Annotated in this window: 23 protein-coding genes and 2 pseudogenes; 14 read left to right on the top strand and 11 right to left on the bottom strand. The window is 54.4% G+C overall.

The annotated features are described in order from the left end of the window. The first annotated feature begins 107 nt into the window (after positions 1-107). The 5 genes and pseudogenes from DO97_RS04780 (at position 108) to DO97_RS04760 (ending at position 7,690) form a co-directional block, all read left to right on the top strand. A pseudogene (locus tag DO97_RS04780) lies at positions 108-768 on the top strand (DUF938 domain-containing protein). Positions 769-1,119: 351 nt separating this feature from the next. After that, positions 1,120-3,918, top strand: a complete 2,799-nt coding sequence (locus tag DO97_RS04775) for a cation-translocating P-type ATPase (RefSeq protein WP_036531426.1) — start codon at positions 1,120-1,122, stop codon at positions 3,916-3,918. A 40-nt stretch (positions 3,919-3,958) separates the two neighbouring features. Beyond that, a pseudogene (locus DO97_RS04770) lies at positions 3,959-4,778 on the top strand (aminotransferase class IV). Positions 4,779-4,847: 69 nt separating this feature from the next. Then, on the top strand, positions 4,848-6,689 hold the full coding sequence (gene ftsH3 / locus DO97_RS04765; RefSeq protein WP_036531425.1) for an ATP-dependent zinc metalloprotease FtsH3: 1,842 nt from the start codon (positions 4,848-4,850) through the stop codon (positions 6,687-6,689). A gap of 77 nt (positions 6,690-6,766) precedes the next feature. Beyond that, positions 6,767-7,690, top strand: coding sequence for an alpha/beta fold hydrolase (locus DO97_RS04760; protein ID WP_052128395.1), 924 nt, complete (start codon positions 6,767-6,769; stop codon positions 7,688-7,690). On the opposite strand, the gene dprA is transcribed toward DO97_RS04760, so the two are convergent. Beyond that, positions 7,678-8,799 carry a DNA-processing protein DprA gene (gene dprA / locus DO97_RS04755; RefSeq protein ID WP_036531424.1) on the bottom strand — a complete coding sequence of 374 codons (1,122 nt, stop codon included), beginning with the start codon at positions 8,797-8,799 and terminating at the stop codon, positions 7,678-7,680. The two genes, DO97_RS04760 and dprA, sit on opposite strands and share 13 nt — an antisense overlap. Here dprA and DO97_RS24905 point away from each other — a divergent pair. The 3 genes from DO97_RS24905 to clpS all read left to right on the top strand — a co-directional run bounded on the left by DO97_RS24905 (position 8,775) and on the right by clpS (position 10,013). Beyond that, positions 8,775-9,152, top strand: a complete 378-nt coding sequence (locus DO97_RS24905; RefSeq protein ID WP_204368489.1) for a hypothetical protein — start codon at positions 8,775-8,777, stop codon at positions 9,150-9,152. The genes dprA and DO97_RS24905 overlap by 25 nt on opposite strands. Beyond that, positions 9,083-9,577 (top strand): nucleoside 2-deoxyribosyltransferase, encoded by a 495-nt coding sequence (locus DO97_RS04750; protein WP_052128394.1) that lies wholly within the window; start codon positions 9,083-9,085, stop codon positions 9,575-9,577. Before DO97_RS24905 ends, DO97_RS04750 begins: the two co-directional genes overlap by 70 nt. A 109-nt stretch (positions 9,578-9,686) precedes the next feature. Then, a complete protein-coding gene (gene clpS, locus DO97_RS04745) occupies positions 9,687-10,013 on the top strand; it encodes an ATP-dependent Clp protease adapter ClpS (RefSeq protein ID WP_036531422.1) in 327 nt (108 codons plus the stop codon). 79 nt (positions 10,014-10,092) lie between these two features. Here the strand turns inward: clpS and mgsA are convergent, their stop codons facing one another. Then, positions 10,093-11,361, bottom strand: a complete 1,269-nt coding sequence (mgsA, locus tag DO97_RS04740; RefSeq protein ID WP_036531421.1) for a methylglyoxal synthase — start codon at positions 11,359-11,361, stop codon at positions 10,093-10,095. A gap of 22 nt (positions 11,362-11,383) precedes the next feature. Further along, positions 11,384-12,076, bottom strand: coding sequence for a Crp/Fnr family transcriptional regulator (locus DO97_RS04735; RefSeq protein ID WP_036531513.1), 693 nt, complete (start codon positions 12,074-12,076; stop codon positions 11,384-11,386). 280 nt (positions 12,077-12,356) lie between these two features. On the opposite strand from DO97_RS04735, the gene DO97_RS20650 reads away from it, so the two are divergent. Continuing rightward, complete coding sequence (locus DO97_RS20650; RefSeq protein WP_052128393.1) at positions 12,357-13,325, top strand: DALR anticodon-binding domain-containing protein; 969 nt, start codon at positions 12,357-12,359, stop codon at positions 13,323-13,325. A gap of 298 nt (positions 13,326-13,623) precedes the next feature. Here the strand turns inward: DO97_RS20650 and DO97_RS04725 are convergent, their stop codons facing one another. From DO97_RS04725 to DO97_RS23705, 3 genes are all read right to left on the bottom strand, one after another. Beyond that, on the bottom strand, positions 13,624-14,496 hold the full coding sequence (locus DO97_RS04725) for a Cof-type HAD-IIB family hydrolase (RefSeq protein ID WP_036531419.1): 873 nt from the start codon (positions 14,494-14,496) through the stop codon (positions 13,624-13,626). Between the two features lie 105 nt (positions 14,497-14,601). Next, positions 14,602-15,093 (bottom strand): hypothetical protein, encoded by a 492-nt coding sequence (locus tag DO97_RS04720; RefSeq protein WP_036531418.1) that lies wholly within the window; start codon positions 15,091-15,093, stop codon positions 14,602-14,604. A gap of 33 nt (positions 15,094-15,126) precedes the next feature. Beyond that, positions 15,127-15,339: a hypothetical protein gene (locus tag DO97_RS23705; RefSeq protein ID WP_162182942.1), complete on the bottom strand. Its 213-nt coding sequence runs from the start codon at positions 15,337-15,339 to the stop codon at positions 15,127-15,129. Positions 15,340-15,354: 15 nt separating this feature from the next. On the opposite strand from DO97_RS23705, the gene DO97_RS04715 reads away from it, so the two are divergent. The 5 genes from DO97_RS04715 (at position 15,355) to DO97_RS04700 (ending at position 20,392) form a co-directional block, all read left to right on the top strand. Beyond that, positions 15,355-16,056, top strand: coding sequence for a sigma-70 family RNA polymerase sigma factor (locus DO97_RS04715; protein WP_239651455.1), 702 nt, complete (start codon positions 15,355-15,357; stop codon positions 16,054-16,056). A 27-nt stretch (positions 16,057-16,083) separates the two neighbouring features. Next, entirely contained in the window at positions 16,084-16,728 is a 645-nt protein-coding gene (locus tag DO97_RS22910; RefSeq protein ID WP_052128392.1) for a DUF1822 family protein, read from the top strand. 1 nt (position 16,729) lies between these two features. Further along, positions 16,730-17,083 (top strand): DUF1822 family protein, encoded by a 354-nt coding sequence (locus DO97_RS22905; protein ID WP_052128391.1) that lies wholly within the window; start codon positions 16,730-16,732, stop codon positions 17,081-17,083. Between the two features lie 285 nt (positions 17,084-17,368). Then, positions 17,369-19,426, top strand: a complete 2,058-nt coding sequence (locus DO97_RS04705) for a CHASE2 domain-containing protein (protein ID WP_204368481.1) — start codon at positions 17,369-17,371, stop codon at positions 19,424-19,426. Between the two features lie 51 nt (positions 19,427-19,477). Beyond that, a complete protein-coding gene (locus DO97_RS04700) occupies positions 19,478-20,392 on the top strand; it encodes a DUF928 domain-containing protein (RefSeq protein WP_081980623.1) in 915 nt (304 codons plus the stop codon). On the opposite strand, the gene DO97_RS20635 is transcribed toward DO97_RS04700, so the two are convergent. From DO97_RS20635 to DO97_RS04685, 5 genes are all read right to left on the bottom strand, one after another. After that, positions 20,353-21,852, bottom strand: coding sequence for a CHAT domain-containing protein (locus DO97_RS20635; protein ID WP_052128389.1), 1,500 nt, complete (start codon positions 21,850-21,852; stop codon positions 20,353-20,355). The genes DO97_RS04700 and DO97_RS20635 overlap by 40 nt on opposite strands. A gap of 161 nt (positions 21,853-22,013) precedes the next feature. Further along, positions 22,014-22,796 (bottom strand): tetratricopeptide repeat protein, encoded by a 783-nt coding sequence (locus tag DO97_RS20630; RefSeq protein ID WP_052128388.1) that lies wholly within the window; start codon positions 22,794-22,796, stop codon positions 22,014-22,016. Positions 22,797-23,023: 227 nt separating this feature from the next. Further along, on the bottom strand, positions 23,024-23,989 hold the full coding sequence (locus DO97_RS24900; RefSeq protein ID WP_204368480.1) for a ShlB/FhaC/HecB family hemolysin secretion/activation protein: 966 nt from the start codon (positions 23,987-23,989) through the stop codon (positions 23,024-23,026). After that, positions 23,910-24,599 (bottom strand): POTRA domain-containing protein, encoded by a 690-nt coding sequence (locus DO97_RS24895; protein WP_204368479.1) that lies wholly within the window; start codon positions 24,597-24,599, stop codon positions 23,910-23,912. The genes DO97_RS24900 and DO97_RS24895 overlap by 80 nt, the downstream gene beginning before the upstream one ends. 139 nt (positions 24,600-24,738) lie before the next feature. Further along, positions 24,739-25,629 carry an S-layer family protein gene (locus DO97_RS04685; protein WP_036531416.1) on the bottom strand — a complete coding sequence of 297 codons (891 nt, stop codon included), beginning with the start codon at positions 25,627-25,629 and terminating at the stop codon, positions 24,739-24,741. Between the last annotated feature and the right edge of the window lie 54 nt (positions 25,630-25,683).

Below are 25,683 nucleotides of genomic sequence, written 5' to 3'. Positions count from 1 at the left end.
CAGCAGGATGACGTAACGATGGCAATTGTGTACGGATTGACCTCGATCGCGATCGCTGAACTGATGCAGCCCACCTCAACTTACAAACTCTTCTCTCCCCATTCCCGATGTCTGAGTTCCTAGACGCCCGACAATACGCCCCTGCCACCCAACGCAATCGCCTACCGATTTTGGAGATCCTGTTACAAGTCTTGCCACCCACGGGCACCGTTCTAGAAATTTCCAGTGGCACCGGAGAACATGCCGTCTTCTTTGCCCCTCGCCTGCATCCTCGCAAGTGGCTGCCCTCAGACCCCAATCCCCTTGCCCTCGCCAGCATTGCGGCCTGGCGGGAACATTGCCCTGGAGAGCACCTGTATCCCCCGATCGCCCTTGATGTCCACAACCCAGTTTGGCCGCTGGAACGGGATCACGCCTCCGAGGATTTGTCAGGGATAATCCCTGAACCCATTGTGGCGATGGTCAACATTAATATGATTCATATTGCCCCGTGGTCAGCGTGTTTAGGCTTAATGGCAGGGGCGCAGCGGATTTTACCCCCAGGTGGCATTCTCTACCTATATGGCCCATTTAAGCAGGGGGGGTCGACATACCGCTCCCAGCAATGCAGCCTTTGATGAAAGTCTACAGATGCAAAATCCAGCTTGGGGCATCCGGGATCTGGAAGCTGTGGTAGCCATTGCCCAAACGCATCAGCTCTCCCTCCTCCAGACCTATGCCATGCCAGCGAATAATTTGTCCGTGGTCTTTCAATTATTACCAGGGTAATGCCAAGGCATGAAGCCTCCCGCCTGCATCCATTACCGGGCTAGCAACTCCAGCTGGAAAAGCCTGAGATGCGAGGAATCCAAAAGGCAGGCGTTAGGAGTTCGTTCCATTCTGCCTTCCGACTCCCGGCACCTTCCCCTTTCTCAATCCAAGGTTTCCCCTTGACGCTGCTGCCTATCACAACCATCAGTTAAGCTGTAGTCGGTGATAGACAACTCCCCTAGACTGACATCTACCATCAGATTTGGTGACTATCTGCTGTCAGCCATGATTTACTGCTGAGGCTGACGACTCGGTGAAAGCGATGATTTTGTCCGGCGACTGTGTCCTTTACACCCGATCATTCTTGCCATGTCAGACTCCCTAACCCAGAATTTAGATCCAACAACGGTTGCCTGGCATGGGATCTCTGAAGATCAGGCGGTGGAAAAGCTTCAGGGCGATCGCACCCAGGGCTTGACGACGGATCAGGTGACGGCAAGGCTGCAACGTTACGGCAGGAATGAACTGCAAGAGACCGGGGGGCGTAGCTCCCTAGAAATCCTTTGGGATCAGTTCAAAAACGTGATGCTGTTGATGTTGATTGCCGTTGCGGTGATTTCAGCTGGTCTAGATATTCGCGAGGCGATCGCTGAGGGCAAACCGATGTTTCCCAAGGATGCCATTGCCATTCTGGTGGTGGTGTTGCTCAACGGTTTGCTGGGCTATCTGCAAGAAAGTGGCGCTGAAAAGGCACTGGCTGCCCTTAAGAGCCTATCTTCCGGCAGTGTGCGGCTGATTCGAGGCGGCAGACCCATCGAAGTCTCTGCGAAGGAAGTGGTGCCGGGAGATGTGATGCTTTTAGAGGCGGGGGTGAAAATTGCTGCCGATGGGCGGTTGTTGGAGGCTGCCAACCTGCAAATTCGGGAAGCTGCTTTAACGGGAGAAGCGATCGCTGTTAACAAAGAGGCGGATTTGGTCCTACCCGACTCCACCGAACTGGGCGATCGCATTAACCTGGTATTCACCGGCACCGAAGTCGTACAGGGGCGTGCCACCGTCTTAGTCACTAGCACGGGGATGGCGACAGAACTGGGGAAAATTGCCACCGACCTCCAGGCCGTTGAGTCAGAACCCACCCCGCTGCAAAAGCGCATGACCCAATTGGGGAACATCCTCGTCCTAGGGGCATTGGCCTTGGTGGTGATCGTCGTGACGGCTGGCACCCTCCATACCCCGGAGAACTTTGAAGATTTGGTGCAGGTGTCCCTGAGCATGGCAGTGGCGGTTGTCCCAGAAGGGTTGCCGGCGGTGATTACCGTTACCCTTGCCTTGGGTACCCAGCGCATGGTTCGCCGCAACGCCCTGATTCGGCGGTTGCCTGCGGTGGAAACCCTGGGGTCTGTGACCACTATCTGCTCCGATAAGACGGGCACCCTGACCCAAAACAAAATGGTGGTGCAGGCAATTTTCACCGATCAGCATCAGCTGCAAGTCACCGGAGAAGGCTACACCCCTACGGGTGAGTTCCTCAGTAGCGCTGCCTCCCAATGCCTTCTGCCTGCTGAACAACCCGAATTGCAAGCGCTCTTACTGGCGTGTGTTCTGTGCAATGATGCCATTTTGCAGCGTGAGAATGGGCAGTGGCAGGTTCTGGGTGACCCCACAGAAGGAGCGCTCCTGACTCTGGCGGGTAAGGCAGGGTTGGAACAAGCGCAACAAGCCAGTCACTTCCCTCGGGTGGCGGAGTTTCCCTTTTCCTCAGAACGTAAGCGCATGAGTGTGATTGTCCAGGAGGGTCAGGGGCCCACCTACCGGATGTTCACCAAAGGCTCCCCAGAATTGACCCTAGAGCGCTGCACCCAGATTCAGGTAGGCGATCGCCCCCACCCCCTGACGGAGAAACAGCGATCGCAGATTCTGGCAGAGAATAACCACCTAGCAAGTCGGGGGCTACGGGTCTTGGGTTTTGCCAGTCAAGCCTTAGGGGCAATTCCCCCCGAGCACTCGGAAGATAGCAGTGAACAGAACTTAACCTGGCTCGGTTTGGTGGGAATGCTGGATGCCCCCCGTCCGGAAGTCCGCGAGGCGGTGCGTCGTTGTCGCATCGCTGGGATTCGTCCAGTGATGATAACGGGCGACCATCAACTCACTGCCTGGGCGATCGCCGAGGATCTGGGCATTGTCCACCCAGGGGATCGCACCCTCACCGGCCGGGAACTGGAACAATTGAGTCCAGCAGAGTTAGAAGCCCTGGTGACGGAGGTGAGTGTCTATGCCCGTGTCTCCCCGGAACACAAATTACGCATTGTCCAGGCACTCCAGCGGCGAGGTCATGTGGTGGCGATGACGGGGGATGGGGTGAATGATGCCCCCGCCTTAAAACAAGCAGATATTGGCGTGGCCATGGGCATTACCGGCACCGATGTCAGTAAAGAGGCCAGCGATATGATTCTGCTGGACGATAACTTTGCCACCATCATTGCCGCCACCGAAGAGGGTCGGGTTGTCTACACTAATATCCGGCGGTTTATTCGCTATATCCTGGGCAGTAACATTGGGGAAGTCTTGACCATCGCCTCTGCGCCGCTGTTAGGACTAGGAGGTGTGCCCCTGTCCCCTCTACAAATCCTGTGGATGAACCTAGTCACCGATGGAATTCCTGCCTTGGGGCTAGCGGTAGAACCAGGACGCCCCAGTGTGATGCAACACCCCCCCAAAAATCCCAAGGAAAGTATCTTTGCCAGAGGATTGGGATCGTACATGATTCGGATTGGGCTGGTGCTGGCTATGATCTCGATCGTGCTAATGGTGTGGAGCTATCACTACACGGCGCAAGTGCAGTCTGATCTATTAGATCGCGATCGCTGGAAAACCATGGTGTTTACCACCCTGTGTTTGTCCCAGATGGGCCATGCGATCGCCATTCGTTCCAACCTCCGATTGGCGGTAGAAATTAATCAACTGTCCAATCCCTGGATTTTGAGTTCCGTCGCGGTGACTTTGATCTTGCAACTGCTGCTGATTTATGTGGCACCGCTCCGGAGCTTCTTTGGCACCCACTACCTGTCGCTGCTAGAGCTGTTGATCTGCCTTGGCTTTAGTTCCCTGCTATTTGTCTGGATTGAACTGGAGAAACTGGTGATTCGCTGGTATCTATCACGACACTAGGGGTCTCCCCCTCCTCCCTGTTGAATCCATGGATTAGCCTATGTTTTGGTACGATGGTGAACTCCATACTGGAACCACCCTGTCGCTGCCCCTCCAAGATCCTGGCTTGATCTACGGTGCCACCCTTTTTACTACCTTGCGGGTCTATGGGCTGCAACTGGATCATCCCCTGACCCTCTGGCAACTCCACTGCCAGCGACTACAACGGAGCCTGGAAGCCTTTGGTTGGCAACCCCCCCAATTGGCAGCGACTGCGGCAGGGAGCTGAAACACTGGTACCGGTTTTCCCCGTCCTCAGAATCGTCCTCTTTCCCGATGGGCGAGAATGGATTACCGGACGTGCCTTACCCGCCGATCTAGGACTTCGGCAACAACAGGGAATTACAGCCTGGGTGGCCACCCCTACCCCTTCGCTGGCGGGGCATCGCTCACTCCCGGATCACAAAACTGGGAATTATCTGGCACCCTGGTTGGTCAGACAACAGGCACAGCAACGGGGAGCCCAGGAAGCGATTCTGGTGGATGCGGTCGGCAATTGGCTGGAAACCACGACGGGGAATCTCTGGGGCTGGGGGGCTGGGCAGTGGTGGACACCCCCCCTGAGTAGCGGCATCCTACCGGGGGTGGTGCGGGGACAACTGATCTCGTGGTTGACAAGGCACAATGAAAGAGTCGGGGAAATTCCCTGGGATCCTGACTGGGTAGAAACTCTAGAGGCGATCGCTTACACCAATAGCGTCGTGGAGCTGGTACCCTTTCACCGGATTCTCAGTCCACACCCCCGCAGCTATCCTGGGAATCACCCCTGCTGGGAAGCCCTCCGTCATGTTTTCCAGAGGGGGGATACCCAGAGATTCTGAGGATAGGTTAACATTAGTTAACATGATTAAAAGATCCTGATCCAAAACCCTTAGCGAGGATAAAACCCGGTGAATAAGCGGTGGAGAAATGCGGGACTGTATGCTCTTTTGGCGATTGTTGTCATTGCCTTGGCAACGGCATTTTTTGACAGCAAGCCTCCCAGCCGGGAAACCTGGAAATACAGTCAGTTCATTCAAGAAGTAGAAGGCAAGAAAGTTGAGAAGGTTCGCATCAGCGCCGATCGCACCCGCGCCATTGTCAAGGCGCAAGATGGCAGCGATGTGCTGGTGAACCTCCCCCCCAGTGACCCTGATTTGATCAACATCCTCACCCGCAACAACGTTGATATTTCAGTGTTGCCCCAGAGTGACGAGAGTTTTTGGCTTAGAGCCCTGAGTAGCCTCTTCTTTCCTGTTTTGTTGTTGGTGGGTCTGTTTTTCCTGCTGCGACGTGCCCAGAGTGGGCCGGGTAGTCAGGCTATGAACTTTGGTAAGTCCAAAGCCAGGGTGCAGATGGAACCCCAAACCCAGGTGACCTTTGGCGATGTAGCTGGGATTGATCAAGCCAAGCTGGAGCTGGCAGAGGTTGTAGACTTCTTGAAGAATGCAGACCGCTTCACCGCTGTCGGAGCCAAGATCCCCAAAGGCGTGTTGTTGGTCGGCCCCCCAGGAACCGGAAAAACCCTCCTCGCTAAAGCGGTAGCTGGAGAAGCGGGGGTGCCCTTCTTCTCAATTTCCGGCTCCGAATTTGTGGAAATGTTTGTCGGGGTGGGTGCCTCACGGGTACGGGATCTGTTTGAACAGGCCAAGCAAAATGCTCCGTGTATTGTCTTTATTGATGAAATTGATGCCGTGGGTCGTCAACGGGGAGCTGGCTTAGGCGGGGGGAATGATGAGCGGGAACAAACCCTGAACCAATTGCTCACCGAGATGGATGGCTTCGAGGGCAACACGGGCATCATTATCATTGCTGCTACTAACCGCCCCGATGTTCTGGATTCAGCTCTCCTACGTCCCGGTCGTTTTGACCGTCAAGTGGTGGTCGATCGCCCCGATTATGCTGGACGATTGGAAATTCTGCGGGTACATGCCCGTGGGAAGACCCTGGGGCAGGATGTTGATGTCGAACGAATTGCCCGCCGTACCCCTGGGTTCACCGGGGCTGATCTCTCGAATCTGTTGAACGAAGCAGCGATTCTGGCTGCTCGGCGGAACCTGACGGAAATCTCCATGGATGAGGTCAACGATGCCATTGATCGAGTACTGGCGGGACCTGAGAAGAAAGACCGGGTGATGAGCGAACGCCGCAAGGCTTTGGTTGCCTACCATGAAGCCGGTCACGCCCTGGTGGGAGCACTGATGCCTGACTATGATCCCGTCCAGAAAATTAGCATCATTCCTCGCGGCAGAGCCGGGGGACTTACCTGGTTTACCCCCAATGAAGATCGGATGGATGCGGGTTTGTTCTCCCGCTCCTATCTGCAAAATCAGATGGCAGTAGCATTGGGTGGCCGGATTTCGGAAGAAATTATCTTCGGTGAAGAAGAGGTGACCACGGGAGCCTCCAATGACTTGCAGCAGGTGGCACGGGTTGCTCGACAAATGGTGACCCGCTTTGGCATGAGCGATCGCCTGGGGCCAGTTGCCCTAGGGCGTCAGCAAGGCAACATGTTCCTGGGGCGAGACATTGCTGCGGAGCGTGACTTCTCAGAAGAAACGGCTGCCGCCATTGATGATGAGGTTCACGAACTGGTAGATCAAGCCTACCACCGGGCAAAGGCAGTTCTGATCAACAACCGTCATGTCCTGGATCGGCTGGCTCAACTGCTGATTGAGAAAGAAACCGTTGATGCTGAGGAGTTGCAGGAATTACTGGCAACCAGTGATGTGCGCATGGCTGCATTTGCCTAGTCCATACCCTGAAAACTCATATTTGGGGGTGAGAGATCCATCACCCCTTTTTTGTTCCTGAAGCTCACTAAAACCCCATGGTAACTGTATCCCAACCCTCAACTGTGGACTCCTTGACATTCCTGACCTGGGACTGGCAGGGGCATAAAATTCAATACACCGTGCAGGGAACTGGGAAGCCCTTGGTGTTAATTCATGGCTTTGGTGCGGCGATCGGGCACTGGCGGCAGAATATCCCCGTCCTATCTGCCGCCGGGTACCAAGTCTTTGCCCTCGATCTCCTGGGGTTTGGGGGATCGGATAAGCCCGCCATCGACTATTCCCTGGATTTGTGGGCATCTTTGCTGCGAGATTTTTGGCAAGGGCAGATCCAGCAACCCACCGTCTTCATTGGCAATTCCATTGGGGCGCTCCTGAGTTTGATGCTGATGACCGAGACCCCTGAGATCGCCGCTGGGGGGGTGTTAATTAATGCTGCGGGTGGATTGAATCATCGTCCCCAGGAGCTGAATCTCCCCCTCCGGATCGTTATGGGGGCATTTACCCGCCTCGTCAGTTCACCGTTTATTGGCGGTTTCCTATTTAATCGGATTCGCCAGCCGGCCCGAATTCGGGCTACCCTGCACCAAGTGTATGGCAATGCCACCGCTGTTACCGATGAATTGGTTGATTTGATCTATCAACCCGCCTGCGATCCAGGGGCACAACAAGTTTTTGCATCGATTCTCAGCGCTCCTCCTGGCCCTGCTCCTGGAGAACTGTTGCCCCACCTCCAGCGACCTTTGTTAGTGCTCTGGGGCGATGCAGATCCCTGGACTCCCATTGCTGGAGCGAGCATTTATCAACGGGCGCAAGCCCAAGGACAGTCGATTCGGGTGGTGTCCATTCCTGGCGCTGGTCATTGCCCCCACGATGAAGATCCAGCCCAAGTGAATGCGCTGATCCTAGAGTGGCTCCAAGACACCAAACTCTGGGACTCCCTGCCGTCTCAAGATCGCTGATAGGCCATACCGGGTAACGGGATGATCAGGCCCAATAGCTCTAGCTGCACCAGGGCACTGGACACCACGCTGGTTGGCAAACTTGTCTGCTGCACAATTTGATCAAACAACGTCGATTCGGGGGCGATCGCGGTTAATACCTGTTGTAATTCTGGTTCCAAATCAGGGATTAGGGTTGCCGTAATAACCGTTGGAGTGGGATCTGGATCGAGCTGCGGCATAGAACCCAATTGTTCCAATAGGTAACCTTCGCCGAGAATTACCTGGGCTCCCCGACTGAGCAAGCCTAGACATCCCTGCGATCGCGGATTATCGAGGGAGCCAGGGAGCACATAAACATCCCGGTTGTAGTCGTTTGCCAAATGGGCCGTAATCAACGCCCCCGATTTCGAGGGGGCTTCCAGCACGATGACTGCACGACTTAGGGCTGCAATCACACGGTTACGTCGGGGGAAATGACCTCGTTCCGGTGGAGTGCCAGCGGGGTATTCGCTTAGTACTAAACCCTGACCCAGGATCTGCTCATACAGCCGTTGATTTCGCGGCGGATAAATCACATCGACCCCAGTCCCCAGCACTGCCAGGGTACGACCTCCAACTTCCAGACACCCCGAATGAGCCTCTGTATCAATACCCTCCGCCATCCCCGAAACAATGGTGAACCCCCGCTGGGCCAAAGCGATACTAATTCGGCGGGTCCAGCGCTTGCCATAATCGGAGGGATCGCGAGTACCCACCATGGCCACGGTTGGGATCACCCCTTGATTTTCTTCCCGTACCACCACACCCCGATAGTACAGAAGGGGCGGAGGATCGGGGATCTCTAACAGTAACCGCGGGTAGTCCCGATCAAAGGGAGTCCAGAAGTCAGGATTCGCTTCGAGATGCTGCTCAAGGCACTGGGCTGGATCACGACGGGCACGCTCCATCAGCACCGTTTCAATGGTCTGTACCCCAAAGCCTGAAATCGCAGATAACGCCAGAGCGTCAGCATTCCAGGCTACGGACAGGTGGCCGAAATGTTGTTGCAGTCGCTTCAAAGAAACTGCCCCAATCCCAGGGATTTGCGACCAAGAAACCCAGAATGCACGCTCTTCTAGCTGAGGCATGGAATGATAAAAATTACCTTGAAAACGTACTGGGGATCAAACCCTTTCTTTGGGGTGAGGCAAAAAATATTCGTCTAGATGCTATTTGCTTTCTCCCAGGGTGTCAAGAATGGGCTGAGGATCGCTGGGTAGATTTTGAGGTCTCTCTGTCTAGTGGGACAGTGGAATACGGGCAGGAATCAGGAGCAAGTCACCTAACTGTTGGATTCCGCTCCAACGTTTCTGTTCCTGCTGAAGTGAATATCCGGTATCTTTTTGAAGATTCTGAAGCCAAGAAATTCCTATGGGAAAATCGATCTATTTTGCCGCCCCCCTATTCTCTAAAGCAGAAAAAGATTTTAATCTCAGTCTAGCGATCGCCCTTCATCATCCAAACTGGCAGATCTTCTTACCTCAAACTGAATGTGCCGGGAGTCATGAGGCCATTTTTCACACCTGTGTAAAAGGTGTCGAGGAGGCTGACCTGTTGCTAGCTATCTTAGATGGAGCAGATGCCGATTCAGGGACGTGTTGGGAGATCGGCTATGCCTTTGCGCGACGGATTCCAATTGTGGGTCTGAGAACCGATTTTCGCGGCACGGGGGATAGCGGTGCCTTGAATCTGATGCTGAAGTATGCCTGTACGACTTTAATCCTTACCGATGGGGCGGCAACTATCTCCGAGATTGCTCAACCGTTAATGACAGCACTGATGACGTTGCTTCACCTCCCAGAGCCAGCCCATTCCCGCGATCGCCCCGATCCCTTCCCCAGCCCAAGAGGGGATTCAGAACCTTAGTTGGGCAAGGGCATCAGGGCAGCGCCAGCAGAAGCAGCGGATTCAATCTATGATCGGGTAGCTGCCCACGAGGTTTTCTGAATCACTTCAACCCATTGGTAAATTCACTATGAGGATCGTTTTAGCAACTACGGCTCCGGTTATGGCTGCTGCCCCCAACGTTACCCTCGAAAAATCGAGTCAAGTTACGAGCAAACGCTATCCCAACTACAAGGTGATCGTGTTAAATGATGACTTCAACACCTTTCAGCACGTTGCTGAGTGCCTAATGAAATACATCCCATGCATGACTAGCGATCGCGCCTGGGATCTAACCAACCAGGTGCACCATGAAGGGCAAGCCATTGTCTGGGTTGGGCCTCAAGAACAAGCTGAACTCTATCACCAGCTCTTAAGTCGTGCGGATCTGACCATGGCTCCTCTGGAAGCCGCCTAGGCAATTAATTTGGATGAGCGATCGCGGCTAAAACCATGAAGCACTGGTTTAGTGCTGAGAACTTGAGCAGATGCAAGACTCAAAGGGAAGGTGTCAGGATCATTAAACCACCAGGGATACATTCAACTGTAATCGGGGTAGTACCAATGATTTCTCCATCCACCACTACTTTTTGTGGCGGAGTTGTCGTCACCTGCAAAGCTTTCGTCCGGCCATGAAACACATTGGGGTGCTCCGGGCTGGTTTTGACAAGGGCAGCACTGAACATGGATAACAAGGTTGTGACGGCATGTAGCTTACTTTCAACCGTTGTAATGGTGACATCCAACAGACCATCGTCAAAAATCACAGCTCCACCTCCCTGAGCGAGGACGGAGGTCGGTGGAGCAGCATTGGCAATGGTAATCGCCATTGCCTGAACGTAATGGATTTGCCCCTCCACCGCAATCTCGGCGTTAAAGACCTGTTGCTCATTCATCATCTGCCAGCCCGCCATCAGATAGGCCATCATCCCCCACTGATTTTTCAGCTCTCGATTGGCCCTTTCAATGGTTTCAGCTTCATACCCAATCCCAGCCAAGAGCACCATTGGCAAGCCATTACACTGGGCTGCATCAACGGTACGAGTCTGTCCCGCCAAAATGACTTGACAAGCACTACGAATTGGCATCAATGTCGGGAGTCCCAACGCAACAGAGAACGCGTTAGCAGTGCCACGCGGAATAATTCCCAAGGGAATGCCCGTACCGATCAAAGCACCAGCCACAGCTGAAACCGTGCCATCGCCACCTGCCGCAATGATGATATCTGCATGGCTGTCAATGGCCTGTTGGACGAACCGTACTGGGTTAATCTCTGGCGTTGTCAGATGAATCTGCAAATTCAGGTGCGGTTCAAGCAACTGCTGAATCAAAGCCAGTTCTTGCTCCGCAATGCCCTGACCGGCAACCGGATTAAAAATCAGATGGGCAACCTGTTTTTGAGTGAGCCCCACGGCAATCATCTCAGCAGTTGCCAGGTTAGTTGCCAGGGGAATATTGTGAATATTGCAAACCCGCAGGAACCCCCGCAGCTCTGGTTCATGGGTTTGAGCCTTGAGGACATCTACCAGAAAAATAACTGCGGTTACCTTGCCAGAAACCACTTCAGCGAGAATCTGCCCATCCCCCCCCAAGGCCCCGGACAACATCTTGACAACAGGAAGCCCGGTTGCTGCCTGGATGCGTTCCCCTGTGTTCCTGGTTGCAATCAAGCGATAACGTTTGAGCAGGGGGAGATGTTGTTTGGCAAAATTAACAATTTCTTCTTTGCGGCTGTCGTGAGCAATGAGGGCGATCGTTGCTGGCATGGAGGAATCTCAACACAGGTTCTTAGCCTCGCAGGAGAACGTCTGAGGGCAAACAAATCTGATTATCACCCTGAATCCGAATTAGCCCCCGCTGTCGGAGTTTACCCATGAGGCGAGTCACCGTTACTCGGGTTGACCCAATTGCACTACCAATTTGGGCATGGGTCAACGCCCAAGGAAGAGCACTGCCGTTCTCACAGGGTTCCCCATATTCTTCAATCAGCAGCGTCAGAAAACCCAGGAGGCGGTCAATAGTCCGCCGTTGTCCCAAGGTACTGAGCCAGAGGAGCTTGCGTTGGTGTTGGTAGCGGAAGGCATCCAAGACTTCTCGACGAAAATGGGGCCAGTTATCCAGGTCATGCCAGTACATCCACAACACAGTGGTTTGATCAACATGGGCATAGCTTTGCAACGTAAAGGGGGATTGGGCAACAATTTCAAAGGGTTGTCCAGCGCCGACAAAGCCCAAAAAGGCTTCCTCGGGTGTGGTGCGACCCAGACGGGAAGCACTACTGGAGGTAGCGCTCACCTGGGAAATGCCCACCAATCGTACCGAGCCTCGCTGCACTAAATAGAGAAGTCCGGGACGCACCGGGATTTTCTCGTCTTTGTTAAAGGTGCGGCAACGATAGCGTTCTTGCGCCCAGTCCAGAATCCGCTGCCAGGTGAGGAATGGGCGAGAGGGTTCGGAGTTTGAGGAAGGGATTGAGTACATAGTCAGAGTTGAAGACATATATTGGGAAAACTGAGACTTTCCTCAGCCTGTCTAGCAAGACAACGCTGTGCGTGTGCATCAACTTCAGAAATCACACAGATACCTGACAAAATAGATACCTTTACTAGTTATACGCCCTAATTCAGGTCTAGAGGTAGTTATAAACACATAGGTTTTTTTGAAAAGCAACCCTTGACACGGCATTATTTCTGAAATACTCAACATTGAGTTTTCCCTCACCAAGAAAAAACTATTACTGCGGTGCGCCAGCTAACTTTCCGTGGATGCTCTCTCTGTCTCCCAATCCTCTCTTCTCGGACTCAAATCTCAGCTACTCCAACGGTTGGCAGTAGTCCTTGAGAACCATCTGTCTCAGCAGCCCCACCCCAGCAAGCTTCTAAGCGCGGATAGGGCTTGGCAGTGGGTTACAAAGCCCTATCCCCAGACTCAAGACTGGCAAGGGGGCTACTATCGGTCTGCGATCGCCCATCTCCTCGCCCAAGTCTGGCAACAACCGCCCCTGGAAATAGCTCAACAAATCGTAACTATTTTCAACCAGGCTCAACTCTCTGATCCGGTTTCCGGCGATGGTCATGGGCGTAGCCACTCCTCAGTCCCTAGATTGCTCTCGGAGCATCGCAAACTGTCTATGGGTGAGGCGTTCAAACTCCATGGGGATGTGGCAGCACGATTGCAGGCAACTCTGACGGCTCCCGGATTGGCAACTTGGCTGCACCAATGTCTAGCCACCTTGCCCCACTGGCACGGGGGACAACCCAGTGTGTTGACACCATCTTACCTACCACCCCCTAGGCAACTCCAAGTGCAGTATGCCCATGCTCGTTGCTGTGCGCTCCTGCGCTTGGCTGCATTGGAGGGATTGGTAGCCTATAGCCAGCCCTGGAGCGATTATCCATCAAGGCTGCAACTGACAACCTCCATCCCCTGGTTGGATCCTCAACAGCAACTTTGGCTGAGCCATCCTGCTGAATCGCACCTGCTAGCCCAGTTAGTCTTGATCATGGATGCCATTGACTCTGGAAGTCCGCCTCGCCGTTGCACGAATTCCCTAATACAACTGGTTGAGGCTTTTGAGTCCTGCGATCGCGCCTGTCAGATCTGGGGGGAACCGTCCAGTAAGACCTCGACACTGGCACTAAATCGTTTGGGATTGGTCGCGATCACCCAGGCAGTGCTGCGGTTTTTCCTGGAAGGATATCTGGGCTTGATTGCCCCCTGGGAACTTTGATGCAACAGCTTCTATGACGGGGAGATAACTTTTTTTGTGAACAGGGGGTGACAAATTGATGAGCGTTCAGATATAGTAATAGGCGTGTGAGGAGCGAACCAGTGAGGACACCGAGACGAAACACGGCAAGTCGTCGGTGTCCTTTCTGATTTTAAAGATAGCCATTGCCCAAAGCTTTGGGATGACATGTCAGGTAGCCGCTTAAAATGGGCATTTTGCAGCCTGACAATGTCTGAAGCTGTGTCATCATTGCTATATTTTCATGGTTCCCAGTTCCTAGCGGTCAAAACCACCGACGCTACAGTAGGAACGTTTTGATCGCAGCTGCTACTCCATCTTCTTCTACGGTTGGGGCGACCCACTGAGCCACCGATTGCACAGACAGGGGAGCACTGCCCATGGCAATCCCCATTCCCGCATAGGTGAGCATCTCTAGATCGTTCCAATTGTCCCCCACCGCCATCACGTGTTGAGGCTGAATGCCCAGTAACTCTTCGGCCAAATAGCGCACCGCTGTTCCCTTATTGACTTTGGGGTTTGCCGCTTCAAAAAAGGTCGGAACTGACTTGGTTAAGTAAAGGTCTGTGGGAGCATAGCGTTGGCGCAGAGTCTGTAACAGGTCTTCAATCAGATCCACATCATGACTGAGGGCGAGAACCTTCGTAGGTTGATCCCGCAACACTGGGCGCAGATCTCCCACGGGGATTGGGGTCACCGCAGAACGGGCCGCATAGTCTAGGGTTTCGGGGGTCAACTCTCGCACATAGAGCTGGTCTCCCACATAAAAATGTACCGAAAGCTGCGATCGCAGATGGGGCTGTTCAAAATAGTCCAACAGCTGGTGGGCTAAAACCTCAGGAACCGCCCAATGCCGATGCACAGTCTCGGTCACCGGGTCACGAATCAGGGCACCTTGGTAAGCCACCAAGGGCAAGGGGGAGGCAATGGCTTGGTGAAACCGGAGGGCAGAGCAGTACATACGACCCGTAGCGATCGCCACGGAAATTCCCTTGGCCTGCACCGCCTGAATTGCCTCCAAAACGGGTTGGCTCACTTGATTAGACTCTCCCGCAATCGTGCCGTCAATATCCAGGACTAGGAGTTGAATATCGAGGGAGTCCGGCTGGATTACGGCGGGGGGACACAAGGAAGCGGCAGAGATCTCCTGCATGCTCTTTCCTGAAGGTTTTTCACCTATGAGCGTAGCAGGCTCTGCCGCCGGATAGCAGTTCAAGGGTCAGGCTGAGTCGAGTATCCATTGTCAATCAGCGACTTGCTAATTCCCTACTTTGGTATAGGTGTCGCTGTTGGGGCCACGATAGTAGGTATTGTTAGGCCCGCGGAAATAGTCAACGTTGGGACCGTTGTAATAGCCGACATTGGAACCCTGGTAGAGCGTCCGGTTGGGGCCGTTGTAATAGTCCACATTGGGACCGTTGTAGACGGTGCGGTTGGGGCCACTGTAGTAGTTCCGATCCTGCCCAGCCGGAACTTGGGTGAAGGTGTCGCTGTTGGGGCCACGATAGTAGGTATTGTTAGACCCGCGGACATAGTCAACGTTGGGACCGTTGTAATAGCTGACATTGGGACCCTGGTAATGGGTACGGTTGGGACCGTTGTAATAGTTGACATTGGGGCCCTGATAGGAGGTGCGGAAGGGACCACTGTTGTAGTTCCGATCCTGTCCAGCCTGAGCTGCTGGTGCAGCGATCGCCGCCAGAGACATAGCTGCTGCCAGCAGCAGTGCAGTTGAGGTAAGCTTCAGCATAGTTGAAATTCCCCACGTAACGTTACCAGTCTATTAGACATCGCTGATCTCCTGAAAGTTCATCGCCCCGATTAAAATTAAGGGGAAGCATAACCCGTTATCGCCACGAACAAGCCGACATTCTTGAACCGCAGCTTCTGGACGCTCTTGAGGTGTGAAACAATAACCATTGGACAAACCTGTCCATCCCAGTTGTGGTTTCTCAAGCATTGTGAAACTCAGACTGAGCAGGCTGGATGTTGCCATGCTGGGAGAGGGCTGGTGCCAGAGACTATCCTGCCACCGATACAGTTTAGACAGCCCGCTGATGCAAATGAGCCAGCCGAAAAACTCGAGACCGTGCTCAATCGACTGGTGATCAAAACCTGTCAGTCCCCCCCCAACAGTCTCGAACGTCGCCAGGGACTGACCCAAATGATTCGGCTGATCAGTCAGTCGGGGCGGCTGTGGCATCATTCATCCCCTTACTACGAAGATGCACTGCAACAGACCTGGCTCTATCTCTGCCGTAATCTCTGTGAGTCTACCACTGGGCCTTGCTTTGACCCTGAACGCGGTAAACTCTTGAGATGGCTCAATGCCTACCTGAGATGGCGAATTAGCGATTTTTACAATCAGGCTTCTCAGGATCACTCCTCGGAACCAACGCCTCGACCGCTGGACAACTTTGAATCCGCCAACCCCATCGAAACCTTAGCGGCGGCTCCGGATCTCCCACCGATGATCGAGATCACCCAAGACTGGGTGGAGGAAGACCCCCAACAGGAATTGCAGATTCATCTGGACCATCACCCCACGATTACCTGCCAGTTTTTGATTTTACATCGTCTGCCCCCTGCAACCACATGGCGACAGCTTTCTGAGGATTTGGGAGTGCCCATGTCCACCTTAAGCAGCTTTTATCAGCGACAATGTTTGCCCCGGCTGCGTAAGTTTGGTGAAAACCACCGATACATACAATAGGACACTCAATAATCGGGGTAAATGCTAATGAATTCCATCCATGATTTTGCTTTGCCACTGCCCATTATCAAAAAGGCACGGCAATTCGCCCAGACCTTTGCTGCTGACCAGCCAGATCCGCAAAAATCTGAACAGGTGTACTATAACACCCTCGCGGTTTGGGTGATGCGAGACTATCTGCAACTATTAGCCATTGATACGGATCTAGAATCGGGGGATAGCTGGAACCCTATGATCCGCTGCTGTAGTGATGTAGCGGATCTGGTGGTCACGGGGTTGGGACGGCTTGAGTGTCGCCCTCTGTGGACGGATCAGCCAACTTGCCCCGTTCCCCCCGAGGTTTGGGAAGACCGCCTGGGGTATGTGATCGTCCACATCGACCCTTCCCAACGGCAGGCTGCGATTTTAGGGTTTACCCAAACCGCAGGGGTTGAGGAGTTGTCCCTCAGCCAATTACAACCCGTCGAAAGCTGTGTTGCCTACTTGCATCACCTCCAAGGTGCCGCCGATCTCGGTGTCCAACCTCCGATGGAGGCTCGGCCGTTGGTGCAGCTGGGGCAATGGCTACAGGGACAGTTTGACGCAACCTGGCAGGAGATCGCCGCCTTAATGGACGGCCATCCAGCCTTCAGCTTTCGGGGATTAGAGGGCCTGGAATTGTCCCCCCGATAGTTTGGCAGAAACCGGCGTGCGGCGTGCCAAGATGGTCAACCTCAAGATGCGATTGGGAGATCTAGCGGTAATCTTAATTGTAGAAATTAGATTGCCGGTATTCATGCCCCTCCCAACCCCCGAGTCCACTCGCAGAAGCATTCGCCTCCAAGTTCACCCAGGGGCTAACTCGCTGTTTTTACCCGCAGATTTGCAACTGGCCGTGGTTGATGCATCAGGTAACGTATTTCTCCAAGCCTGCTCCAGAAGCATTGATAACTATATCCAACTGCAATTTGCTGGCTCGGTGGGGGAGATCTTCAATGTTCAAGTGAACTGGAAGGGAACGAACTTTATCGAGTCATTTGTAATCTAGTCTCCGGCGGGTAAGGGGCGATCGCGATGACAAAGTTAGTGGTCTTCAAAATCGGTGAAGGCAGCTTTGAGCTGGGATTCCCGGTGACGCTGCAGATGGGGGAAAGCGGGGAGCATCCATTTCTGGAAATCACCGGTCGCTTTCCCCCCATGCCCGAACTGCCTCCTCTCTATGCTCAGTGGCAGACATCGTATCGCAACCTAGGGTGGGGTTTACGTCTAGACGCTACCCCCCGCCCAAGTCACCAACATTTCTTTTTTAGGAGACTGTCAGCACCACGCAGCGATGCTGCTGGCCGCACTCAACCAGTGGCTCAGTGGGGCAGAACTGCAACCAATACGAGAAAAACTGCTGGAGAAACTCCTGGCAACCGAGCCCATTCAGATGGTCTTGCAAACCGCTGATCCCCTGCTACAACGCCTGCCCTGGCATCGATGGTCCTTGCTAGAGCGCTATACCCAGATGGAACTCGCCTTGAGTCATCCCACGTTTGAGCGCCCAGAGCGGTGCTGGCAACCCCGCAGCACCGTGAAAATTCTGGCAATTCTGGGGAACAGTGAGGCCATTGATGTTCAGGCAGACCGCAAGTTACTGGAGCAACTCCCCAACGCCACGGTCAAATTCCTGGTTGAACCCAACTTACGGGATATTACGGATCAACTCTGGGAAGCTGGCTGGGACATCTTATTTTTTGCCGGGCATAGCTCCCGACCCGATCAAGCTGGCTCCGGACGGATCTTTGTCAATCCCAGGGAACATCTGACGCTAGATCAACTGAAATACGCCTTGCGTAAGGCCATTGAGGGCGGATTGGTGCTGGCAATTTTTAACTCCTGTGATGGCTTGGGACTGGTGCCCAATTTACTAGAACTGCCCATTCCCCAGCTGATTGTGATGCGCGAGCCGGTTCCTGACCGGGTTGCCCAAGCATTTTTACAGTATTTTCTCAAAGCTTTTTCTGGGGGAAAATCCCTCTATTTAGCCGTGCGTGAAGCGCGACAACGCCTCCAGGGCTTGGAAAATCAGTTTCCCTGTGCCACTTGGTTACCGGTAATTTTCCAGAATCTGGCCGAACACCCCCCCACCTGGCAGAGCCTCCAAACCCATGGACAAGCACCTCTACGACCCCAGCTGCACTTCTGGCAGCGAGGGGCAATGAGCTTGAGCATCACCCTGGTTATCTTGCTGCTGCGGCAAGTGGGGCTATTACAAACCTGGGAGCTGAATGCCTATGACCAGTTCCTGCGCCTGCGGCCTGCGGAACGCCCGGATTCTCGCCTGCTCGTGGTCACGATCACAGAAGCAGATATCCAGGCTCAACAATCTGAGCGGCCACGGGGATCGCTCTCGGATCGCTCCCTGTTAAAGGTGTTGAGGACAATAGTCCCCTATCAGCCCCGCGTGATTGGCCTGGATGTGTACCGGGATTTCCCCACCGATCTTGAAAATCAGCCCTTGATCCGACAACTGCACCAGAATCAACATCTGATTGCCGTCTGCAAAACCAGTGCTCCAGAGTTAGAAGATCCAGGAGTGGCACCGCCTCCAGAAATTTCTCCCGATCGCCTGGGGTTTAGTGATTTTGTCCCCGATGCCGATGATATTCTGCGGCGACAATTACTGACGATGATACCAGCACCAGCATCCCGTTGTGCCTCTGGATATGCCTTTAACTTACAACTCGCATTGCGCTACTTGGCCGCCATGGGCATTCCCCCCCGGTTGACCCCCGACCACAAATTACAGTTGGGTTCGGTGATCATCCAACCCCTGAATCCCCAGTCTGGGGGCTACCAGGGACTCGATACTGGCGGTAGCCAAATCTTACTCAATTACCGATCCCTCCCAGACCCAGCCGCGATCGCTCCCCAGGTGACTCTGAAGGATCTCTTCTCTGGACAGGTCGATCTCCAGCGCTTCCACAACCGTATTGTGCTGATTGGAGTCACGGCTCCCAGTCCGAACGACTACTGGGGAACCCCCTATCTTGATGCCAAGGGAAATCGTCTCCATCTACCGGGGGTAATTGTTCAGGCCCATCTCGTCAGTCAAATTCTCAGTGCTGTTTTAGATCGGCGATCGCTGCTATGGGTGTGGCCGGAGCCTCTAGAAATGGCTTGGATCGGGGGCTGGGCAGTTTTAACAGCCATCCTGATCTCGGGAACCCGCTGGCGGGTTGGCTTACTGCGCGGGGCGATCGCTGTCTTCAGTCTCTGGGGTCTCTGTTTTGGTCTGTTTTTGATGGGGGGTTGGGTACCCTGGGTACCCGCAGCCCTTGCTAGTATCCTTACGGGGAGTGTGGTGTTATTTCTAGCCAACTACGGTTTCCACAATCATCGGTAACCCCTAAAATTTAAATATATTTGTTAGGGGTCATCATTTCCCTGTTTCGGTATGAAGCTTACCTTCCCCGTATTTCTGCTAATGGCGGCTGGGTTGATAGTGCCTCTGCGGGTTGAGAGTCAGCCTTCCCGATCGGTTGACAGGGTGATCCAAACAATACAGCTAAGGTCGGGGCAGTCTGGAGGAGAGTCCCCCACAACCCTCCAACCCCGATCGTCAGCCTTGAAGTTTGTGCTCCCGTCCCTACCCGAGGATCAAGGAGCGCCCAGTGGACGGCGGCGTGGCGGTGCCAGTCGTGGGGGCTGTCTGGTGAGCGATCCAGCTTTGACGGCCTTGGTGCCAGCCATGCCCCAGCCGCCGCAGTCGCCGCCGACCGTGGTCGTGGCGGCGACAGAGCAGGTGGGGGGACTCACCCTCACCCCCTATCCCAGCTTTTGGTTCTATCTCCCCGTGGCGCTGCAACCGGAGGATGGGGTGGAATTTGTGCTCCAAGATGCCCAGGATAACGTCATCTACCGCAAGATCCTCAAAGGAACCGCAGTGGTTCCCGGTCTGATGCAGGTGTCTCTCCCCACCACCGTTGCCTCCCTCAGCTTGGGAACACGTTACCAGTGGTTTTTTACGATCTACTGTGGTGACCAGACCCCCGCGAGCTTTATGTCTGTCAATGGTTGGATTCAGCGAGTGCCGCCCAATCAGGCTTTATTACAACAGTTAGCCGTTGCTAGCCCTCAGCAGCAGGTGGAGATCTATGCCCAACAGGGGCTGTGGTTTGATGCCCTGACCTTACTTGCAGAGCTGCGGATCCAGAACCCCCAGGATGGAGTCTGGATGCAGGATTGGCAGGGACTCCTCGAATCTGTAGGACTAGGGACGATCGCCCCAGTCCCCCTGATCCCAGAGACAGCGGCGATCGCCACCACTTCCTACAACCAATTGCCCAGGAGAACAAATCCAGCCCAATAGGCAGGGTGGCGAAAGTCTGGACTTTTCAAGAGTTGTAGCTGCGCGTGGCGAAGCGCTGCGGCTTTCGACATCCCCTGTCCTAATCCCTGGTAAAAAGATTGAATCAGCAAGGCACTGGATTGATCGTCGGCATACCAGAGGGAGGCCAAGGTACTGCGTGCCCCAGCCCGCAGGGCAATCCCCGCCAGTCCCAGGGCTGCCCGTCGATCCCCTGCTGCGGTTTTGCAGGCACTGAGAACTAACAGTTGGATCGCTGTTTGACGGCGATCCGTCGCTAAAAATAGTTCGTGCAATTCATTGACATTAATCCGTCGATCCCAGGCTAGGAGGAAGGTATCTGCCGATCTAGAACTGAACTGACCGTGGGTGGCAAGATGGACAATCGAGAAGGGGTGGGCATTAAATTGCTGCTGGAGATTGGCGACGGTAAACGCCTGGTTCAACAGGGTACGACCCGGCATGATTGATTGAATTGCCCTCAGTTCTTGCCCTACGTAGGGTAGAGCTGCAAAGCCTTGCCGCGCCTCCGTGAGACCACCCTTCAGGACTTGTAAAGGCTGCTGCGCTAGGGGTGCCATATCGAGGAGCTGGAGACCTGGAGCGCGAGCAATCCTATACCTTTCCACAAGGTAGTGTCGACCATCGTAGAGGGCTGCCATGGGCAAATTGCGCAGGGAGCCATCCATGACAAAGGCAAGGGTCTCCACCTGATACTGGGCTAACATGGCTTCGGCAGGGCGGATCAACCAGTCATAGACCTGGCGGGCAAGGGCTTTCCCCTCTGGAGTGGTATAAGGGCGAGTCAGTTGCTGTTGTAACTGTTCGAGAATCTTCTCCACCTGACCAGGGGGGAGGGACACCGAGTAGTGCTGCAACTCCAGTTGCCGGGGCAATTTCAGAATTACCTCCAGATGGTCTGCCAAAATGATCGGGTAAACAACAGCGGCAGCGGGGTCTACCTGATCGACAACCTGATCCAGCAGGATCGGGTTAGCAGAGACACAGGCAGCTCGATAAAAATTATCTAACTCCGCCAGTTGCAGGGCTTCAATGGTGCTGCGAGCTTGTCGCAGATCGGCCTGGGTAGGAGTTCCCATTTGCAACAGCAGCATCACCAACTGCCGATAAACTGGTTCCACACTCTGACGAAAGGAGAATTGCACTGCGGGGTTCATGGCGACCAAGTCGCCGCGAATGGTCTGGAGCGACTGTAAGGCAGCTTCATAGGCGGCGATCGCCCCTGTGCGATCGCCCTGAGCCTTGAGAATCCGACCCAGCTGCCATTGCCAGCGGTAGGCCAGATCTGGACTAAACTGCAGGATTTGTAACGCCTGCTGGGTGAGGTGTTGAGCCGATTGCCATTGCTGGGTGTGCTCATACACCATGGCCAGAGAACCCAGGGCAAAGGACTGCGATCGTGGATCTTCCAAGGCTTGAGCCTGCTGCACAGCGGTTGCCAAAATTTGAGCGATCGCAGTCCAGGGGGAGAGCCAGCTAGGGASGGGGGGGGTCTTGCAGGCGGCGGCGGATCAAGCTCTGGGCAAGGTTAACCATGCCATCGGTGGCGTCACGACTGGGGGGCAGCTTCAGCAACGCTGCTTGGAGCTGCGGCCACTGTTGATCAACAGTGGCCCATTGCCCTAGATCGACGCTTAAACTCAGGGAATTGAGTTGTGCCTGAGCTTGTAACGGGGACGAGGGGGGGGTCTGTGGTTGCAGCCTGCTGATAGAGGGCTAAGGCCGATGAGACATTGGCTTGGGCACGAGCGGTATTACCTAGACTCAACAATGCCGCCGCGATCGCGGGGGAATTCTCCAACCTACGGGCGATCGCCAAACTCCGCTCCAGGGTTTGCTGGGCTAAATGGGGATCCCCGATGACCCCCAGGGTATCCCCCAAACTCCGCAAGGCAACAGCTGTGATCAATGACTGCGGCTGCTGTTGCAGGGTTTGGTTAAGCTGTTGCAGCAGGGTCATTGCCTGGTGATAGAGCCCGAGGGCACGGAGTGCCTGCGCCTGGTTAAGGCGACTGCGGATCATCCCCACCGTGTCCTGGGCCTGAGTATAGGCTGCGGTGGCCTGTTGCCAGGTTGTGAGTGCGGCTTCATAGTGCCCCTGGCGAAACTGCAAACTTCCCTGAGTGTTCCAAACCCGAGCTAAAACCAGGGCAACGGTGGGCTGGGAGCCTTGTACCTGGGCTGGGAGCAATTTTAAACTCCTCACGATCGCTTGGTTTGCTGCTGCGAATTGTCCCAATTCCTGATAGGCCAAGGCTAGATTCCCCAGCACCATTGCCTGATTCAAGAGGTCATCCTGTTGCTGATACTGCTGGAGTGCCTGCTGCCAGATGGTAATGGCGAGACTCAACTGTCCAGCGGTAAACGCTGCATTGCCAGCTTCCACCTGGGGAACAGCAGCGAATTGCGCTCGGGGGGATCTCCCAGCTCGCGATCGCGAGCTGTCCCCTCACTACCTGCCCAACGAAACTGCAGCAAAATGCCAGACTGAAGGGGAGCCAGAACCGCAGGAGCTGCTTCCAGATTTGCCGGAGTTGATGGGACTGACCATCACGCATGGGAGCCTCGAACCGTTGTCAAAAGGGATTCACAACCACGGAAAAGTACAAACCATCATCCTGGAGGGTTCGGGTCAACGGGGTGTCTAGCGCCACCAAGGGAATCCCCCGACTCTAAGCGCACCAGCACGCGATCGCTCCACTGCCACCGCACGCCCATGCCCACGGCCGCCAAGAAATTGGGGTTGGGATTTGCCCGTCCCCCACTGTTCCAAGCTCTCCCTACCTCTAGAAAAGGAGTCCACTGTAACAAGCCTCGTCCGTGGGTCGTTCGATAGATCGGGACACGCAATTCTGCTGAGGCAAAGGCTCCGTTATCCGTCAGCAGTGCATCCTGACGGTAACCCCGCACACTCTCCAGTCCCCCCAAACCATACTGTTCCAGGGGAACAAGGGGGCGGTTCGCCAGTTGCAAATCCGATCGGAGCAAAACGAGCGTATCCGGCCTGATTTGCAGCACCCACTGGGACTGTCCACGCCAAACAATAAATTGCCCATCGGGGGGAGTCTCTTGCAGCGTTGCATCCAGAACTCCCAAGCCCACACTGAGTTCAGAACGAGCAGCAAAAACAGAGTCTTGTCCCCGTTGTGTCCACTCTTGAAAACAGTTCACCACCAACAGACGGGTGTGTCCCTGTTCATCGGCACCCGGAGACAGGGGAAAGGGAATTCCCAAAATGAAAGTCTCAGATGCTTGGTGAGACACACCGACACCCAGTGCCACCTCGCGTTCAGGGGTCAAAATCACTGGTTGGCGAAAGCTGAGATCCAGCTCCTGCAAGTTGCCACGAATGTCCAGTTCTGCAAAAGGGGGTTCAATTACCTGACTCCAGGTACGGTCATAGCGCACCCGGAAGGTTCCATTGTGGGCATTAACCGGGAGGGCATAGGCAACATTGACTTCATTGCTGCCATCGGTGTTGGTATAGGCAACCCGGATGCTATCTCCCTGCCCCAGCAAATCTGCTTGCACCAGCGCCAGCCCCCGTTGATTGCCCCCCGACCAAGGGTGAGCGACCATTATCAAAGGTCAATTCAGCATCAAAGGCTGGAGCCTCAGTAATCTTGACCTCCAAAACACTCTTGCCTGGATGGGCACTGGCCGTCAGATTCGCAGACAAACTCGCAATCAAAGGATTCAGTTGGAGCAATTGTAAAGCTGCAAACACCTGGTGTACATTCAGTGGTATCTTGGCTCCCAGGGCTAAACGACTGCGGATATAGTTCGGGTTCAGCCTGTGGGTTCCGGTAATTTGAATCGATTCTAGTGTGCCTTCAATCACTTGAATCTTCACGATCCCGGCTGTAATCACCTGTCCCGATGGAATCAAGGCTCCTGTCGTGATGTAACCAGCTTGGATATAGTGCTGGGTTACGGCTGCGGCAGCCTGCTGTAGCTCGGCAAATGAAATCGGATGCCCCGTGAAAGCAGCGGTCACTTGGGCGAGATCTTCGGGGGTAAAAACTGTGCTCCCCATGACTTCAAACCGCTTAACAGTGATACTGCCAGGAACGGAGGGCTTTGGTTCTGGTGCTTCGGATGGGGGTAATAGTTGTAAAAGAGTCTCCGGTGGTGGCAGAGATGGGGTGGGTACAGCGGGTTCCAGCGGCAGGTTAGGCCGGGTCAGCAACGGGTCAAGTTGCTGCGGGACAGCCTCGTGAAACGGTTCGATGCGTGAGGGATTTGTCTGTGCCCAAAGCGGTTGCGAAGGGAATAGACCCAGGAACAGACCCAGGAGCAACCTACGTCTGCAATGGCGGTATCCCATATTAGTGCAGACAAACAACAGAGGTCAGCCAAGGATTCCCATCAGTAGCAGGATAGGGAGTAGAGGTCAGGACAACATTGCCTTGAGAGTTTATCACCCAGCCTTGAGCAGCCACAATCTGCTCAGATTGGGGCTGGGTAATGCTAGGAAAGGAGATAGGCCGTCCTGCTCGATTGCCCTCATGGGTGGCTACAGGCGTTCCTAGATCCTGGAGCAGACTATGCTCCACCATTGGCTGATCGGGGCTCTCGGGAACACCGCCGCGCCCCGTCACATAAAATTCACTGGGGGTTCTCCCTCGCAGTCCGGCACAGGTGGGATCAACCAAACCTGAAATATCCTCCACCGTTGCAGGTAGGGCAACCAGACCCGCTTCGGGGGGTTGTTCCAGCTGATTAACCTCCACCGTCCCGGCAATGCCCAACTGCGTACTGGCACTAATGAAGCTGTCGGGAGACAGAAAAACCCCCCGGGCTACTACCCGAATATTGCCCCCCTGACCCTCAAAGGCCTGGGCTGTAATCAAGCTCCGATCCAAGGCCACAATATTCTGAGCTTGAATCGAAATATTCCCCCCATTTCCCCTCGATCCGGCCAGTCCAGCGGTGGTGGAAATATCGCTGCGGTTACGCATCAACAACAAATCTTGCACCTCTAACTGAATATTGCCTCCCTCTCCAGAGGCCGATTGGGCAGAAATCCGCCCTTGATTGCTTAGCAGAATTTCCTTAGCGGAGATCCTTAAATTACCTGCGTCCCCAGCACCCAAATCACTCACCGAGATTTCCGAACCATTCAGGATCTGCAAATTGCCCGTCTGGATGAAAATATTGCCGCCATTGGCAACGGAATTAGGCTGGGCAATGGCGGCAATCAAGGATGCTGCATCCAAGATGAGTTGGGGAGTCGTGATGTCAATATTGCCAGCGATTCCCCCCCCCCTGGG

Origin of the sequence: Neosynechococcus sphagnicola sy1 (genome assembly GCF_000775285.1) — a bacterium.
Lineage (GTDB): Bacteria > Cyanobacteriota > Cyanobacteriia > Neosynechococcales > Neosynechococcaceae > Neosynechococcus > Neosynechococcus sphagnicola.
This window is presented reverse-complemented; position numbering and strand designations above follow the sequence as displayed.

Coding starts and splice junctions, on each gene's coding strand:
- DO97_RS04775 (WP_036531426.1), top strand. CDS start 1,120: ATGTCAGACTCCCTAACCCAGAATTTAGATCCAACAACGGTTGCCTGG.
- DO97_RS04760 (WP_052128395.1), top strand. CDS start 6,767: ATGGTAACTGTATCCCAACCCTCAACTGTGGACTCCTTGACATTCCTG.
- DO97_RS24905 (WP_204368489.1), top strand. CDS start 8,775: ATGCACGCTCTTCTAGCTGAGGCATGGAATGATAAAAATTACCTTGAA.
- dprA (WP_036531424.1), bottom strand. CDS start 8,799: ATGCCTCAGCTAGAAGAGCGTGCATTCTGGGTTTCTTGGTCGCAAATC.
- DO97_RS04750 (WP_052128394.1), top strand. CDS start 9,083: ATGGGAAAATCGATCTATTTTGCCGCCCCCCTATTCTCTAAAGCAGAA.
- clpS (WP_036531422.1), top strand. CDS start 9,687: ATGAGGATCGTTTTAGCAACTACGGCTCCGGTTATGGCTGCTGCCCCC.
- mgsA (WP_036531421.1), bottom strand. CDS start 11,361: ATGCCAGCAACGATCGCCCTCATTGCTCACGACAGCCGCAAAGAAGAA.
- DO97_RS04735 (WP_036531513.1), bottom strand. CDS start 12,076: ATGTACTCAATCCCTTCCTCAAACTCCGAACCCTCTCGCCCATTCCTC.
- DO97_RS04725 (WP_036531419.1), bottom strand. CDS start 14,496: ATGCAGGAGATCTCTGCCGCTTCCTTGTGTCCCCCCGCCGTAATCCAG.
- DO97_RS04720 (WP_036531418.1), bottom strand. CDS start 15,093: ATGCTGAAGCTTACCTCAACTGCACTGCTGCTGGCAGCAGCTATGTCT.
- DO97_RS23705 (WP_162182942.1), bottom strand. CDS start 15,339: ATGGCAACATCCAGCCTGCTCAGTCTGAGTTTCACAATGCTTGAGAAA.
- DO97_RS22910 (WP_052128392.1), top strand. CDS start 16,084: ATGAATTCCATCCATGATTTTGCTTTGCCACTGCCCATTATCAAAAAG.
- DO97_RS04705 (WP_204368481.1), top strand. CDS start 17,369: ATGCTGCTGGCCGCACTCAACCAGTGGCTCAGTGGGGCAGAACTGCAA.
- DO97_RS04700 (WP_081980623.1), top strand. CDS start 19,478: ATGAAGCTTACCTTCCCCGTATTTCTGCTAATGGCGGCTGGGTTGATA.
- DO97_RS24900 (WP_204368480.1), bottom strand. CDS start 23,989: ATGGTCGCTCACCCTTGGTCGGGGGGCAATCAACGGGGGCTGGCGCTG.